At 46.3% G+C, this 16,015-nt stretch carries 10 protein-coding genes; 7 read left to right on the forward strand and 3 right to left on the reverse strand.

All coding sequences use genetic code 11. The features are described 5' to 3' along the window. Positions 1-64 precede the first annotated feature (64 nt). Positions 65-568 carry a hypothetical protein gene (locus AB6D06_RS10690; RefSeq protein WP_017064753.1) on the reverse strand — a complete coding sequence of 168 codons (504 nt, stop codon included), beginning with the start codon at positions 566-568 and terminating at the stop codon, positions 65-67. 408 nt (positions 569-976) lie between these two features. Continuing rightward, complete coding sequence (locus AB6D06_RS10695) at positions 977-3,574, reverse strand: molybdopterin oxidoreductase family protein (RefSeq protein ID WP_372100285.1); 2,598 nt, start codon at positions 3,572-3,574, stop codon at positions 977-979. Positions 3,575-4,046: 472 nt separating this feature from the next. On the opposite strand from AB6D06_RS10695, the gene nirB reads away from it, so the two are divergent. The 4 genes from nirB to AB6D06_RS10715 all read left to right on the forward strand — a co-directional run bounded on the left by nirB (position 4,047) and on the right by AB6D06_RS10715 (position 10,612). After that, complete coding sequence (gene nirB, locus AB6D06_RS10700) at positions 4,047-6,629, forward strand: nitrite reductase large subunit NirB (RefSeq protein ID WP_371721339.1); 2,583 nt, start codon at positions 4,047-4,049, stop codon at positions 6,627-6,629. Between the two features lie 67 nt (positions 6,630-6,696). Then, on the forward strand, positions 6,697-7,041 hold the full coding sequence (nirD, locus tag AB6D06_RS10705; protein ID WP_012600889.1) for a nitrite reductase small subunit NirD: 345 nt from the start codon (positions 6,697-6,699) through the stop codon (positions 7,039-7,041). A gap of 143 nt (positions 7,042-7,184) precedes the next feature. After that, positions 7,185-8,654 carry a NarK family nitrate/nitrite MFS transporter gene (locus tag AB6D06_RS10710; protein WP_017060867.1) on the forward strand — a complete coding sequence of 490 codons (1,470 nt, stop codon included), beginning with the start codon at positions 7,185-7,187 and terminating at the stop codon, positions 8,652-8,654. A gap of 167 nt (positions 8,655-8,821) precedes the next feature. Then, a complete protein-coding gene (locus AB6D06_RS10715; RefSeq protein ID WP_108167003.1) occupies positions 8,822-10,612 on the forward strand; it encodes a bifunctional protein-serine/threonine kinase/phosphatase in 1,791 nt (596 codons plus the stop codon). Between the two features lie 33 nt (positions 10,613-10,645). On the opposite strand, the gene cra is transcribed toward AB6D06_RS10715, so the two are convergent. After that, positions 10,646-11,650 carry a catabolite repressor/activator gene (gene cra, locus AB6D06_RS10720; RefSeq protein WP_108167004.1) on the reverse strand — a complete coding sequence of 335 codons (1,005 nt, stop codon included), beginning with the start codon at positions 11,648-11,650 and terminating at the stop codon, positions 10,646-10,648. A 374-nt stretch (positions 11,651-12,024) separates the two neighbouring features. Here cra and fruB point away from each other — a divergent pair, with 374 nt between their 5' ends. Genes fruB through fruA form a run of 3 tightly spaced genes read left to right on the forward strand, consistent with a single transcriptional unit; the run spans position 12,025 to position 15,903 of the window. Beyond that, positions 12,025-13,158 carry a fused PTS fructose transporter subunit IIA/HPr protein gene (gene fruB / locus AB6D06_RS10725; RefSeq protein WP_372072848.1) on the forward strand — a complete coding sequence of 378 codons (1,134 nt, stop codon included), beginning with the start codon at positions 12,025-12,027 and terminating at the stop codon, positions 13,156-13,158. 9 nt (positions 13,159-13,167) lie between these two features. Further along, entirely contained in the window at positions 13,168-14,145 is a 978-nt protein-coding gene (pfkB, locus tag AB6D06_RS10730) for a 1-phosphofructokinase (RefSeq protein WP_372100283.1), read from the forward strand. Positions 14,146-14,160: 15 nt separating this feature from the next. Next, entirely contained in the window at positions 14,161-15,903 is a 1,743-nt protein-coding gene (gene fruA, locus AB6D06_RS10735; protein ID WP_372100281.1) for a PTS fructose transporter subunit IIBC, read from the forward strand. The last annotated feature ends 112 nt before the right edge of the window (positions 15,904-16,015 follow it).

The following is a 16,015-nucleotide window of genomic DNA, read 5'->3' on the forward strand; positions in this document are numbered from 1 at the left end:
ATGTGGGATGAAAACACTGCCAAAAATTAATCATTGACGCCATAGTCGTTTGTTAACTGTGCGGTCAATGTGGCTTAAAGCAGAGTTGAGAGTTAAACGACTCAACAGGGTTGTGGTCACTGGTAGTTAGCTCAACACTACACTGTGACTTACTCAAAGCTTGTAGCACACCATCAAACTTCAAAATATACGATTCATCTTCTTTTGGAACAAAATCAGAAATGACCCCACACATAAGACTTCCGGAAGTAGCTGTTACCAAAAAGTGTGATTTATTCCCGGCAACAATTGGTAATGTTTTTGACTGTTCATTACCAAACATTGAAAATCCGCCGATTTCAATTGTATGCATCAGAGTTCTGTCACCTTCAATTTCCCACATGTCACATTTGCCTGCATTCTCTACATGCCAAAACCTAATCTGTATTCCAGCTAGCGACGCTCCATCCCCTTCCGCTTGAAGACTAAGTTGGGTCAAATTACCAGTATTTGTTGGTGATACATATTTATTTGCACAACCAGTTAAAAAGGCACCCAGAATAGGCACTAATAACACACTCTTTTTCATCCTTGATCTCTTTAAACAAAACTAACACTTCACACTTTTGCATATGAAAATGGGATGATAAAGCTCATAGTATTTGTTCGTGACTCAAAGCACAGTTAACAGCTATATTAGACAGAATAATTCTGCATTTTGTCCCCGAAACAATTCTGTCTAGTTTCCAAGACACACTACACTTAGTCTAATAACTCATTTAATAACATTATCTTACCTACTTATCTTCGTATCAAACATGACGAAAAGCAGAAATTTTCCATATAGTTTCTGCAAAATGCAGAAAACTCCCCAATATGTGAGTAAACCGCAGCTCGATAATGAATAGTCATATCTTTGAATATCGTGTTTTCAAACAAAAACGCCGACGTAATTGTCGGCGCTTAACTCTTGGTATTAATAGGTTAGAGGTAGTAACTACTTCGCCATGGTACTCAAAAACTCGGCTTCGAACTCTTCATCGGCTTCTCGGGTTAGACATTCCACCAGCCAATCGATGCTTTGATGGTCAAGCTTACTGTTCACCACGAAAGCTTGCTTTACGCCAGACTGACCCAGCTTGGCAGAGCCGTAGTTCTTGAATGATTTATTGCCGTGGTAATGGAGTGATTTGATCGCTTCTGCGTTAGGTTCTGGCAAGGCATCGAGGGTATTAGCAAGCTGAATCACCAACTCCATTGGGTTCTTAGAGGAAGATATTCGATACAGAAAACCGCCCTCTACTCTTTGGCGAACCCAATAATCAAAGCCGCTGCAATCCATCACCTTGTCACTGACCAGTGCGGCTTCGCTGTGATAGCCACACGGTTCAACCATCACTGGGGTATGTTTGAATTCTGGCTGACCTGATGCGGCATCGGTATGAGGCAAGATTAGTTCGCATGGTTTGCTGTCTTTGGCGGTGGGTGCGTTCCAGTGGATAGGCATGAAGACTTGTTCACGGCGCATCTCTTTGGTCACCACTAAGCGCGCTTGGCACTCCCCTTGTGCGCTGCGCACTTTCACCACAGGGTTAATAGTCGCGTGGTTGAAAGCATCTAGCCCAAACTCATCCAAGTTCAGTTCTGAAACGGTATCTGGGTGCATCGCAACAAAAGGCTCAGGGGTATGCTCACCTAAACCTGCCGCCAAGCCTGTGCGGCTCATGGTGTGCCATTGGTCTCGGATTCGGCCTGTGTTCATGATAAGTGGGAATTCAAGGCTGGTATCGGCAATCGGTTTGTCGTGCTCAACTGCAATAAACTGCGCTTTGCCTGATTCGGTAAAGAACTCACCATTGGTGAACATGCGCTGTTCGATGATCTCAGGTTGATACTCAAGTACTGGCCATTGCTGTGGAGTGAGTTCGCCATAGCCTTTTTCATCCAGTTGCGTGAGTCCAATTAAGCACAAGTCACGCGCTTTACCTGTTTCATTGCCGAGCGCTGTCATCTCGCAATACTCTTTGAAGATCTCACCTTCATGGCGGAACTCGAATTGCTCTTTGAATCCCATTTTTTGTGCGACTTCTTTTAGAATCCACCAATCGGGTTTGGCTTCCCCTGGGCTTGGTAACACGCGGCGCTGGCGTGAAATTCGGCGTTCAGAGTTAGTCACGGTGCCCGACTTTTCGCTCCACCCTTGCGCGGGTAGCACTACATCAGCCAAGCGAGTGGTTTCCGTATCGGCAATGCAGTCAGATACCACCACAAATGGGCACTTCTCTAATGCGGCTTTAATTTTTTCGCTGTCAGGCAGGCTCACAACTGGGTTGGTTGCCATGATCCACACGGCTTTGATTTTGCCTTCATTCATGGCATCAAACAGGTCAATCGCTTTTAAACCCGCATGTGTGGCTAAGCTGTCGGTTTGCCAGAACTCGCTGACGGTCTGGTGTGATTGCGGGTCACCAAATTCAAAGTGCGCCGCTAAGGTATTGGCTAAACCGCCCACTTCTCGCCCACCCATCGCGTTCGGCTGGCCCGTTACAGAAAATGGCCCCATGCCCGGTTTACCGATTTTCCCGGTGGCTAAATGGCAGTTAATAATGGCGTTTACCTTGTCGCACCCTTGTGTGGATTGGTTCACGCCTTGGGAGTAAATGGTCAGCACCTTCTCGTTCGATGCAAACAAACTGTAGAACTGTTTTAGCTGCTGCTCTGTTAACCCTGTCAGCTCAGGAACGCTTTTGTCGCCCCAGCCTGATTCGGTATAACCTGACTCTGTATAACGGTAGTGAGTCGCAGATCGAATCGATTCAGTAAAGCCTTGGGTGTGGTTTTCTATGTAGTCTGCATCTAGCTTGTCGTTATCATCGAGGTAACCCAATAAACCATTGAACAATGCGACGTCTGATCCTGATTCCAATGCCAAGTGAATGTCTGCGATTTCACAAGTGTCGGTATAACGCGGGTCTATGACGATGACTTTCAATGCAGGGTTGGCTTGTTTCGCGGCTCTTAATCTTTGGAAAAGTACCGGGTGACACCATGCTAGGTTAGAGCCTGTAATCACGACTAGATCGGCTTGCTCGAGATCTTCGTAGCATACCGGTACGGTGTCTGCGCCAAATGCACGCTTATGCCCGACCACAGTTGAAGCCATACATAGCCTAGAGTTACTGTCGATGTTGCCACTACCAATGAAGCCTTTCATCAGTTTATTGGCAACGTAATAGTCTTCGGTAAGCAGCTGACCAGACACATAGAACGCAACCGAATCGGCCCCAAATTCTTCGATGGTTTGATTAAATTTGTCTGCGACCAACTGAGTGGCACTGTTCCAATCCAGCTCTTGTTTTTGCTCATTCTGAATATAAGCAGGCTGTGTAAGACGACCCAAAGGCGTGACGGTGTCGCCGAGCGCGATCCCTTTAGTACATAGCTTTCCATAGTTTGATGGATGATCTTTATCACCACGTACTTCTAGTTTTCCTAGCGATGTCGGTCTCGCTTCTATTCCACACCCTACACCACAATAAGCACAGGTCGATTTTATCCAGCCGTTGTTTGAATCGGTCATCCGTTTCTCGCTCAATTATCCATAATTGTAATAAGTGAAAACAAGCAAATAACACGCCACTTAATAGCAGTTGATGAATAGTAAGTAATTTAATTTAAAAACAACAACTTAATAAAAACACAAATATCAGCAATGAACCAATTAGAACTTAACAAAGATAGAAACTTAATTTTTGCACCATCTTGCTGAAAGTTGCACCACAAACGCTCATTTATATAAATCTAACAAAAATTTTACATACCACTTTAGGGGTAATTGCGTGCTACCTCTATTTTTTAAACCACTGAAAATTATAAGTTAATTTTTATTTAAATGAACGAACCGTAATCTGGCATCCTCCTTGCTCCACTAAAAACCAAGACTTAGAAAAAACATTTTTGTTTTTCTTGATGATTATGAATTGAGTGGAATCTCAACCCGGTATTCATCTGCTAACGACTAGAAATTAGATGCTAGTGATGGTGACGCCGAGAATAAGGAATGGATTATGAGCAAGAAGAAAATCGTCGTTGTTGGTAACGGCATGGTTGGACACAAATTTATCGACAACATCCTGCAATCAGAGAGTGATGAGTTTGATGTGATTACTTTTAGTGAAGAGCCAAGGCTGGCCTACGACCGTGTTCAGCTAACGGCTTACTTTAATGGTAAAAGCGCTGATGACCTGTCATTGACCAGTGAAGAGTATTACCAAAGCAACGGCGTGAACTACTTGTTGAACCAGAAGGTTGCCAAGCTAGACACCGCCAATCAACAAGTCATCACTGAAAGTGGTCACGTTGAAAGTTACGACAAGCTAATCTTGGCGACGGGCTCTTTCCCTTTTGTTCCCCCTATTCCCGGTAACGACCAAGAACACTGTCACGTTTATCGCACCATCGAAGACTTAGACGCCATCGAGCTTTCAAGCAAAGGCAGCAAATCTGGCGTGGTGATTGGTGGTGGTCTGCTTGGCTTAGAAGCCGCAAACGCCGTCAAAAACCTTGGTTTGGAAACTCATGTGGTTGAATTCGCGCCTCGCCTAATGGCCGTACAATTAGATGACGGTGGCGGTGCGCTACTGCGCAGAAAGATTGAAGACCTTGGGGTGCAGGTTCACACCGAGAAAGCGACCTCTGAAATAGTCGACGGAGAAAACGCTCGCTACCGTATGAACTTTGCAGACGGCACCCACCTTGAAACCGATATGATCGTGTTCTCTGCGGGTATTCGCCCTCAAGATGCCTTAGCTCGCAGCTCTGATATCGCCATTGGTGAACGTGGCGGCATTGTGATTAACGATCACTGCCAAACCAACATCGACAACGTGTATGCGATTGGTGAATGTGCCCTTTGGGACAACAAGATCTTCGGCTTAGTCGCCCCTGGCTATTCAATGGCGAAAATCGCGGCTGCGCATATCTTATCGGACGGAACGAGCGACGCTTCATTTACTGGTGCAGACATGAGCACCAAACTCAAATTACTGGGTGTTGATGTGGCCAGTATTGGTGAAGTACACGGCAAGACGGAAGGCGCTCAATCGTATACTTATAACGATGAAATTGAACAAGTTTATAAACGCTTGATCATCTCGGCTGACGGCACGAAAATTGTCGGTGCCGTATTGGTCGGTGATGCAGAAGCCTACGGTTCGCTACTGCAAATCAAGCAAAATGATATGCCCCTTCCTGAAAACCCATCAGTGCTAATTTTACCTAACGTGGCCGATGATTCTGGCTCTGCAATGGGTGTTGAAGCTCTGCCTGATAGCGCTGTGATCTGTTCATGTTTTGATGTGACCAAAGGCGATATTAAAGAGGCCGTTTCAGCTGGCTGCACCACGATGGCTGCATTGAAAGAAACCACGAATGCTTCAACAGGTTGTGGCGGTTGTTCTGCCCTTGCGAAACAGGTTCTCGATAGCGAGCTAAGTAACCTAGGTGTGGAAGTCTCTAACGATATCTGTGAGCACTTTGCTTATTCTCGCCAAGAGCTTACCGACATCATTCGCGTCAACAAAATCAAGACCTTCGACGAGCTGTTAGATTCTCACGGCAACGGATTGGGCTGTACTGTGTGTAAACCGGCTGTCGGTTCGATTCTGGCTTCGTACTGGAACGATTACATCCTTGAAGATCAACATATCGAGCTGCAAGACACCAATGACATCTACCTTGGCAACATGCAAAAAGACGGCACTTACTCGGTAGTTCCGCGTATTGCTGGCGGTGAAATCACTCCAGATAAATTGATTGTTTTAGGCGAAGTCGCTAAAGAGTTCGACCTGTACACCAAAATCACGGGCGGTCAGCGTGTCGACTTGTTTGGCGCACAGCTTAACGAACTGCCTATCATCTGGAAAAAGCTGATTGATGCAGGTTTTGAAACGGGCCACGCCTACGGTAAATCGGTTCGTACCGTGAAATCTTGTGTCGGTAGCACTTGGTGTCGATACGGTGTCGACGACAGTGTTGGCTTAGCGATTCGACTTGAGAACCGCTACAAAGGCCTGCGTTCACCACACAAGATCAAGTTTGCGGTTTCAGGCTGTACTCGTGAATGTGCAGAAGCCCAATCGAAAGACATTGGTGTTATCGCCACCGACAAAGGTTGGAACCTCTACATCTGTGGTAACGGCGGTATGCGTCCTCGTCATGCAGACCTATTCGCCACTGATTTAGACGAAACCACACTCCTTAAATACATCGACCGCGTTTTGATGTTCTACACACGTACCGCAGACCGCTTACAGCGTACATCGGTATGGATGGAGAACCTCGAAGGCGGCATTGAATACCTCAAGCAAGTCGTGATTGAAGACAAGCTCAACGTAGCTGAAGAACTCGAAGCGGACATCGCACTCAACATCGAGAAGTACCAGTGTGAATGGAAAACCACCATTGAAAACCCTGAGAAGATGAAGCGCTTCCAGCACTACATCAACAGTGAAGAAATGGACACTAGCCTCTCTTTCATCAAAGAGCGAGAGCAGCGTTTTCCTAAGCCGAGCTTGAGTGATGCTTCGAATTCAAAACGCGATGAAAAGCTCGCTAAAGCAGACCAAATCGAAGTGACTGAGGTTTCATAAATTTCATCAGGTTCATCAGGTTCATCAATAAAAAAATAAAAACTCAATTTTAGACTAGGAGAAAGTCATGGAAAATTGGACAACCGTATGCAGCACCAGCGATCTAACCCCAAACGGGGGAATTTGCGCTAAAGTAGACGATAACCAAGTGGCTATTTTTTACTGCAAGCGCAGCGACACGCTTTATGGGCTCTCTAATTACGACCCTATCGGCAAGGCGAATGTGATGTCACGTGGTATAATTGGTTCATTAAGCGGAGAACCTTACGTGGCATCACCCTTATACAAGCAGCATTACCACTTAGAAACTGGCGAATGTCTTGAACAGCCTGAGCTCAAGCTCGTGAAATTTGAAGTTCGCAAACAAGGAGAACAAGTTCAAGTTCTCGCACCACTTGCTATCGCCAGTTAACTAAACCGCCGACACCATCATGCAAACGCTTATTAGCGTGCGCAATTTCGGCACAGGGTTTATGCACATTAAAAGCGTTCTAAGTTCGGAAGTAACGCAGGTGCACAAACCGGGTAATTTTCCAGATTTAAAGGATTTAAACCATGGATAACACTAAATTTTCGCTGCTTTCATTTACGGGTAAGATGAAGGTCTTACACCTAAGCTGGATGGCCTTTTTCATTACCTTTGTTGTGTGGTTCAACTTTGCCCCACTACTGCAAATGGTAAAAACTACGCTTGGTCTTTCTACTGAAGAGATCAAAACCCTCCTGATCCTCAACGTTGCATTGACCATTCCGGCACGTGTCGCAATAGGCATGCTAACCGATAGATACGGCCCAAGGTTGGTTTACTCTTCGCTACTCGCGGTCTGTTCTATCCCTTGTTTCATGTTTGCTCTGGCAGACTCTTTCATTCAAGCAGCAATCGCTCGTTTCCTACTGGGCTTCATTGGTGCAGGTTTCGTTGTCGGTATTCGTCTTGTGTCTGAATGGTTCCCACACAACGAACTGGGTACTGCAGAAGGTATTTACGGCGGCTGGGGTAACTTCGGTTCAGCAGCAGCAGCGTTCACACTTCCAACTCTCGCTCTAGCGTTTGGTGGTGAAGACGGCTGGCGTTATGCGGTTGGTATTACTGGCGTAATGAGCTTAGCGTTCTCGTTTATCTTCTACAAAAACGTGTCAGATACACCAAAAGGTTCAACTTACTTCAAGCCTGCTCAAGTAACAGCGATGGAAGTGACATCAAAGGGTGACTTTTTCTTCCTACTTATTATGAAGATCCCTATGTATGCCGCTTTAGCGCTACTGACTTGGAAGCTATCACCAAGCAACATCAACATGTTGTCTGACATGGCGGTTTACTCTGTGTATGCAGGTTTAGCAGCACTTTACGTGTACGAAGTGTCGCAAGTTTGGAAAGTAAACAAGAACGTATTTAAAGAAGAAGTGCCTGAGATTCACCAGTACAAGTTCAAGCAAGTAGCGGTACTTAACGTATTGTACTTCGCAACATTTGGTTCTGAACTGGCTGTGGTTTCTATGCTGCCACTGTTCTTCTCTGAAACCTTTGAATTAACACCGGTTCTTGCAGGTATGGTTGCATCGGCTTATGCCTTTATGAACCTAATGTCTCGCCCAGGTGGTGGTTGGATTTCAGATAAATTCGGTCGTAAACCAACACTGCTTATTCTAACGATTGGTCTTGCTGTGGGTTACTTCGCAATGGGTCAAGTCGACAGCACATGGCCTGTATGGCTAGCGGTTGTTGCGGCGATGGCGTGTTCTTTCTTCGTGCAAGCGGGTGAAGGTGCGGTATTCGCAACGGTTCCTCTAATCAAGCGTCGTATGACAGGTCAAATTGCAGGTATGACGGGCGCTTACGGTAACGTGGGTGCAGTAGTTTACCTAACTGTGTTGTCATTCGTGAGCTACCAAACCTTCTTCTTAGTGATTGCTGCAACAGCGGTACTTGGCTTTGTGACTCTACTATTCATGGAAGAGCCTAACGGTCAAATCGCCGAAGTAAACGACGATGGCAGTGTCACGCTGATTAATGTTTCAAGCTAGGTCTGTACTATGAAGCATTGATATTATTGAATCGGGAGAAGCACCTTAGCGGATACATCAATGCTAGGTGCTTCGTTCAAAGGCTCTAAGTTCACTAGGGCTTTTGTTCTTCCTAGGATGTTCTGTCAAGGAAGCGGGAAGAAGAGCAGTTAAGAAGAAGACCAGTTATGACAATTTCATTCAGCCAAGGGCAAGTCATCACGCCAGAATCCAACAACCAGTTAACGCTTAAGTTTGGTGGTTATTCGAATCAAGGCGTACGAGATGAAAACCAAGATGCCATCATTGTAAAACACCCAAAAACTCGCGCAGAGCAAGAGTTGAAAGGCAGTGTTGCCTGCATAGCAGACGGCGCAAGTTGCAGTGAACACGGCCAGAAAGCCAGTCACACCAGCGTGATGCAGTTTATCGACGACTATTACGCAACTCCCCAAAGCTGGAGCATCCAACGTTCGGCGCAAAAGGTCTTAACGTCCCTCAATTCTTGGCTCTTCAACACGTCTGTTTCTAATATTCATCCCGCACAACAAGTGAACCACAATGCCCTCGTTTCGACGTTCAGCAGCGTGATACTCAAATCAAACACCGCGCATATCTTCCACGTGGGCGACAGCCGTATCTACTTACTAAGAGATGGAGAATTACGCCAACTGACCCGCGACCACACGCGTAAAAATATGGGACAGAAGCATTATCTAACACGCGCCTTAGGCATGGACAACCAACTCAACGTTGACTATCAAACCCTACCTATAAAGAAAAACGACTGCTTTATCCTGACATCTGATGGCGTGCACGAGTTTGTCTCTCCCAACACCTTCAAGGAACACATCGACAAACCCGGAGCGGATTTCGAATACGCGGCACAAACCATCTGTAACACGGCTTTAAGCCACAATAGCTCGGACAACGTGAGCTGTTTGATTGTGCAAGTCAGTCATCTACCTAAGCCTTCGCTCATCGAGTTCCATGAAAAACTGGCTAAACGAGCCATTCCACCCGCGTTAAAGCTCGGGCAAAGTATCGACAACTTCATGGTGCTTGAGGTGTTGTATGCAGGCTCTAGAAGCCATGTGTATCGTGTGATGCAGAAAGAGACACAAACCGAGTTCGTGCTGAAAGTCCCTTCCGTCCAATATCATGATAGCCCTTCGCAACTTCGAGCTTTCTTTAATGAACAATGGGCGGGGATCTTGCTAAACAATAAGAAAGTAATGAAGGTCTACCCTACGCCAGAGAACTCGCAATTCTTATATCAAATCTGCGAATGGGTAGAAGGCATCACGCTAAGACAATGGATGTACGACAATCCAAAACCGTCACTCAATGAAGTACGCGACATACTAGAAAAAATCACACAAGGTATTCGAGTATTACAACGCGCAGACATGGTGCACCGAGACTTAAAGCCCGAGAACATTATGCTTCAACATGATGGTGAGATAAAAATCATCGACCTTGGCGCTGTATTAGTCAGAGGACTTGAAGAGGGAGAGCTCGCAGACAAAGACGACACTCCATTAGGTGCGGTCAATTACATTGCACCCGAGACCATCAAACATAACAGCGCGACCACCAGCTCAGATCTGTTCTCTATCGCTGTGATCGGCTATGAGATGCTAACCGGTGAATTGCCCTACTCTGAAATGACTGCACAATCGCTTAAGCAATCTCGTCATCATCAGTGGGAATACCAACCCATCACTCAGAAACGAGCGGACTTACCAAGCTGGGTAGATTTGGTGTTACAAAAAGCCTGTGCCGAATCACCAAGCGAACGTCATCAAGTGTTGGGGGATTTTGTGGCAGACCTTTACACACCAAACCAAAGCTTGGTCAAAAGCAAAGCCAAGCAACCTTTGATAAACCGAAACCCGATCCAGTTTTGGAAAGTGTTGGCTTTGTTGCTCGGCATTGTTGCAGTCGTAGAACTGGGTTTATTGTTAAACCCAAGCTAGATACGCTTACGAATTAGCCTAATATAACCGCGTTTAACCTCGTTTCACTAAGCTTCTTGGCACGAGTTCAATACCCGCTTGGTAACGCTTAGCTGATGCATTTAGCGCCAAGGCAAAAGCACTATCGGCAATCACTTCAAACTGCTGCGGAAGTGAATGGACTTTAAAAGGTAAGAAATCCAATAAACGGTTATCACCAAAGGTTGCCAGTTTTACTTGATTGATCAGCTCTGGCTTTTCGACCATCACATCCAACACACCCTCTAATAAGGTGTAAGACATAGTCACAATCGCATCAGGAACTATGCCTTTGGCAATCCAACCCTCAAAAACCTCACGTCCAGATTCTCTATCAAAGTGCTCACCATAACCGACAACCATCGGCTTGTTGTCTGTGAGCCCTGTTTGTTGAGTATGCGCTTTGTTCGCCGCTTCAAAACCCAACTGACGTTCACGTGAAATGTTTAGATCTGGCAGTGCACCAATCAAACCAACACTGTGAATGCTGTCATCAAGAATTGAATGCGTCAGTTCAAATGCTGCTTCGAAATCTTCACTGATCACGCAAGCAAAGTGCTCATCATCTAACGGACGGTCAATCGCAATTACTGGGGTACCTGAGTTTTGCAGCTTCAAGTAGAACTCGTTGGCGTCCGGCATTGAACTCGCCACCAGCAAGGCATCAATACGACGGCTCACCAAAGCTTCAGCGACTTTACGTTCAGTTTCAGCATCATCATCAGAGCAACCAATCAAAATCTGGTAGCCCACTTTACGTGAGTTCTGCTCTATCAATTTTGCTAAACGCGCGTAACTGCTGTTTTCCAGATCAGGAATAATCAAACCAAATGAACGGCTATTACCAGCACGCAGCGACGAAGCAGCATGGTCTGGTCGGTAGTTATACTCTTCCACAACCGCCATGACTTTCTGCTGAGTCTTTTCACTGATTCTGTATTTCTGCGCCTTGCCGTTGATGACATAACTGGCCGTGGTTTTCGATACTCCAGCCAATTTAGCAATTTCATCAAGTGTCATATGGGTGACCTGTATTTTGTGCGTAGGATCATATAACCAATGATCTGATCCTCGGATTAGTTGAATTATATGCTGAATCGATTCAGTATAAAAGCTGAAAGGATTCAGCAAAATCTGAAAAGTGACTTCAATCATCCTTTTGTATGGATTGAGCGTCATTTGTTGTGATTCAACTTCTCGTTATTAACGAAACTGAAATTACGACACGCAGCAAAACTATTTTGAAAACCAAAATCGGCTTTGCTGAATTTTTTTACACTGAATGCTGAACCGATTCAGCAAGCATAAGACAAAGAGCAAGCAACGGGCAAATATTGCTCTAGACTGAATCGTAGCGATACACAAATTCTCAAGCGATACGCTAAAGAGGCACCATGCTTAAATTATCAAAATCTGACATCACTCTAGGCCAAACTGCCGAAGACAAATTCAAAGCTATCCAAAACATTGCTGGCGACCTAACCGCGAAAGGCTTAGTTGACTCTGGTTACGTTGAAGGAATGTTGAACCGTGAAAACCAGAACTCTACGTTCCTAGGTAACGGCATCGCGATTCCTCACGGCACAACGGACACGCGTGGCCTAGTAAAAGAGACAGGCGTTGCGGTACACCACTTCCCTGAAGGTATTGATTGGGCAGACGGCAACCGTGTTTACGTAGCAATTGGTATTGCAGCGAAATCTGACGAGCATTTAGGCATTCTTAAGCAGCTAACGAAAGTGCTAGCGGCTGACGGCGTTGAAGAGAAATTAAAGCAAGCGAAATCAGAAGACGAAATCATCGCCCTACTTAACGGCGAAGTTCAGCTAGAAGCAGACCTAGACGCTTCTTTAGTTCAGCTACTATTCCCTGCGAGCGACATGGTTCAAATGTCTGCAGTTGCGGGCGGCCTACTTAAAAACACAGGTTGCACAGACAACGCATTCGTTGCTGACCTGGTAACGAAAACACCAACTCACCTAGGCCAAGGCCTGTGGTTGTTGGGCAGCGACAAAGGTGTAACTCGCACTGGCGTATCTTTCGTTTCAACAGCCAACCATTGTGAATACGAAGGTACACCAGTTAAAGCATTGGTCGCATTTGCTGCTTGTAACAGCGCGCACCAATCTATTCTGGCAAACCTAAGCAAGATGGTTTTCGAAGGTAAACAGCAACAACTGCTAGCCGCTGACGCAGCGCAAGTGATTGGCCTTCTGAAAGGTGAAGCGGTTTCTACAGCGTCTCAAGACGACGACAACTGCGCAGTCTTCAAAATCAAAAACGCACACGGCCTACACGCTCGTCCAGGTGCAATGTTGGTTGCTGAAGCGAAGAAATTCGAATCAACAATCCGCGTTTCAAACCTAGATGGCGACGGAAAAGAAGTGAACGCGAAGAGCTTGATGAAAGTCATCGCACTTGGCGTTAAACACGGCCACCAGCTTCAGTTTGTTGCTGAAGGTGACGATGCAGCACAAGCACTTGAATCGATTGGTAAAGCTATCGCTTCAGGCCTTGGCGAAGGTTAAGGAGTCGATATGTCTGATAAACAAATCAAAGCCGTTACCGTAACGCTTAACCCTGCTCTAGACCTGACAGGCGCTATCGACGCACTAAATGTAGGTTCAGTTAGCCTAGTAAACAAAGGCTCTCTGCATGCAGCGGGCAAAGGCGTAAACGTCGCAAAAGTTCTTTCAGAGCTTGGCGCGAAAGTGACCGTAACAGGTTTCCTTGGTCGCAATAACGAAGAAGCGTTCTGCCAACTGTTTGAAGAGATGGGCGCAACTGACCGCTTCATCCGTGTTGATGGCGCAACTCGCATTAACGTGAAATTGGTAGAGAATTCAGGCCAAGTAAGCGACATCAACTTCCCAGGTGTTCCTGTTGATGCTGACGCGATTAAAGCGTTCGAAGAAACCCTATTAGAACTTGCTGAAACGCACGATTATTTCGTCATTGCAGGCAGCTTGCCACAAGGTATCTCTCCTGAGCTTTGCGCTTCTTGGGTTCAACGCTTACACGATTTAGGTAAGAAGGTGCTATTTGATAGCAGCCGTGACGCACTTAAAGCCGGTATCAATGCACAACCATGGTTGATCAAACCAAACGATGAAGAGCTGTCTCAGCTGTTCAATGCAGAGCTGACAACTCGTGACCAATGCCAACACGCGGGCCAAGCCCTAAATGAAAAAGGTATTGAGAACATCGTGGTGTCACTTGGCGCAGAAGGCGTGATGTGGCTTAACCAAGGTGAATGGTTACATGCTCAACCGCCGCGTATGCAAGTAGTGAGCACAGTAGGCGCAGGCGACACCTTAGTTGCTGGCCTATGTTGGGGTTACATGCAACAGATGCCGAAACCAGAACTTATTAAATTCGCAACCGCCCTATCTGCTCTAGCAGTTTCACAGGTAGGCGTGGGCATCACCAGCCAACAAGAGCTGGATTCAGTACTACAAAATATCCAATTACAGTCGCTTAGTGCTCCAACTAGCCAGTTAGACACAAGCAAATAGGACAAAAGGTTTATTATGAATATTACCATTATCACAGCTTGCCCTAGTGGCGTAGCAAACAGCATCATCGCAGCAGGCTTGTTAGAGCAAGCGACAAAAGCACTGGGTTGGAACGCCGCTATTGAATGTCAATCAAGCGTACTACCTGACTCAACCGTATCGCAAGACACTATCGACAGCAGCGACGTTGTGGTTATCGCAGCCAACACCAACGTTGATAAAGCGCGCTTTGTCGGCAAGAAAGTGTACCAAGCGGCTATCTCTGAATGCACTGCAGATGCAAAAGCATTTCTAGAGAAAGCGGTAGCAGAAGCAACGGTATTAGACGCTTCTCAAGTTGAAAAAGCAGTGGAAGTTATTGGTACTTCTCCAGCGACAGGCAGCAAGAAGATCGTAGCGATTACAGCTTGCCCAACTGGCGTTGCACATACCTTTATGGCAGCAGAAGCGCTTGAAGCAGAAGGCAAACGCCTAGGTCACCAAATCAAAGTGGAAACTCGCGGCTCTGTAGGTGCGAAGAACCAACTGACAGACCAAGAAATCGCAGACGCTGATCTTGTTATCATCGCTGCCGACATCGACGTTCCTCTTGATCGTTTTAACGGCAAAGCGCTATACAAAACGACAACAAGCCCTGCTTTGAAGAAAACAAAGCAAGAGATGGAAAAAGCGTTCGCAGAAGCTAAACCATACCAACACACAGCTTCTTCAAATTCAGCACCTGCTGACGAGAAGAAAGGCGTGTACAAGCACCTAATGACAGGTGTTTCTCACATGCTTCCAGTGGTAGTTGCGGGTGGTTTGATTATCGCACTCTCTTTCGTATTCGGTATCGAAGCGTTTAAAGAAGAAGGCACACTAGCAGCAGCATTGATGACTATCGGTGGTGGTTCTGCATTCGCACTGATGATTCCTGTTCTTGCTGGTTTCATTGCATTCTCGATTGCTGACCGTCCGGGTCTGGCTCCAGGTCTAATCGGCGGTATGTTGGCTAGCTCAACGGGCGCAGGTTTCCTAGGTGGTATCGCAGCAGGTTTCATTGCCGGTTACGCAGCGAAATTCATTGCCGACAAGGTTCAACTTCCACAATCCATGGAAGCCCTTAAACCAATCCTGATCATTCCGTTTATCGCGAGTTTGTTCACTGGTCTTGTGATGGTTTACATCGTGGGTGGCCCTGTTTCTGGCGTGATGAGCGCAATGACGACTTTCCTAAACAACATGGGAACGTCTAACGCGATTCTTCTGGGTGTGATTCTAGGCGCAATGATGTGTTTCGACCTTGGTGGTCCGGTAAACAAAGCCGCTTACACATTCGGTGTTGGTCTACTGGCTTCGCAAACTTACGCACCAATGGCGGCTATCATGGCAGCAGGTATGGTTCCAGCTCTAGGTATGGGCCTTGCGACTTTCCTAGTGAAAGACAAGTTTGAAGCAGGCGAGCGTGAAGCAGGTAAAGCATCATTCGTTCTTGGCCTATGTTTCATCTCTGAAGGTGCAATCCCATTCGCAGCGAAAGATCCAATGCGTGTTATCCCAGCTTGTATGGCAGGTGGTGCACTAACAGGTGCTCTATCAATGATGTTTGGTGCACAGCTAATGGCTCCACACGGCGGTCTATTCGTACTACTGATTCCTGGCGCTATCTCTCCAGTACTTATGTACCTAGTAGCGATTGCAGCAGGTACGCTAGTAACAGGCTTTGGCTACGCAGCACTTAAAAAGATGAGCGGCTCTAAAGTAACGGCAGAGGCTTAATCCCCCTACTCTGGTTAACGGTTCAGCCCGATAACCAGAGGCTCTTGATAACCGGTTTCTTGGTAAAACGGCTCCTTAAAACAAAGGCTCCTCATTTGAGGAGCCTTTTTAT

Origin of the sequence: Vibrio sp. 10N.239.311.G01 (assembly GCF_041465805.1) — a bacterium.
In the GTDB taxonomy this organism is placed as follows: domain Bacteria; phylum Pseudomonadota; class Gammaproteobacteria; order Enterobacterales; family Vibrionaceae; genus Vibrio; species Vibrio crassostreae_C.

What these genes read in the sequence shown, in the direction of transcription:
- pfkB (WP_372100283.1), top strand. Translation starts at nt 13,168, where the DNA reads ATGTCTGATAAACAAATCAAAGCCGTTACCGTAACGCTTAACCCTGCT.
- fruA (WP_372100281.1), top strand. Translation starts at nt 14,161, where the DNA reads ATGAATATTACCATTATCACAGCTTGCCCTAGTGGCGTAGCAAACAGC.
- nirB (WP_371721339.1), top strand. Translation starts at nt 4,047, where the DNA reads ATGAGCAAGAAGAAAATCGTCGTTGTTGGTAACGGCATGGTTGGACAC.
- AB6D06_RS10710 (WP_017060867.1), top strand. Translation starts at nt 7,185, where the DNA reads ATGGATAACACTAAATTTTCGCTGCTTTCATTTACGGGTAAGATGAAG.
- fruB (WP_372072848.1), top strand. Translation starts at nt 12,025, where the DNA reads ATGCTTAAATTATCAAAATCTGACATCACTCTAGGCCAAACTGCCGAA.
- AB6D06_RS10690 (WP_017064753.1), bottom strand. Translation starts at nt 568, where the DNA reads ATGAAAAAGAGTGTGTTATTAGTGCCTATTCTGGGTGCCTTTTTAACT.
- AB6D06_RS10715 (WP_108167003.1), top strand. Translation starts at nt 8,822, where the DNA reads ATGACAATTTCATTCAGCCAAGGGCAAGTCATCACGCCAGAATCCAAC.
- cra (WP_108167004.1), bottom strand. Translation starts at nt 11,650, where the DNA reads ATGACACTTGATGAAATTGCTAAATTGGCTGGAGTATCGAAAACCACG.
- nirD (WP_012600889.1), top strand. Translation starts at nt 6,697, where the DNA reads ATGGAAAATTGGACAACCGTATGCAGCACCAGCGATCTAACCCCAAAC.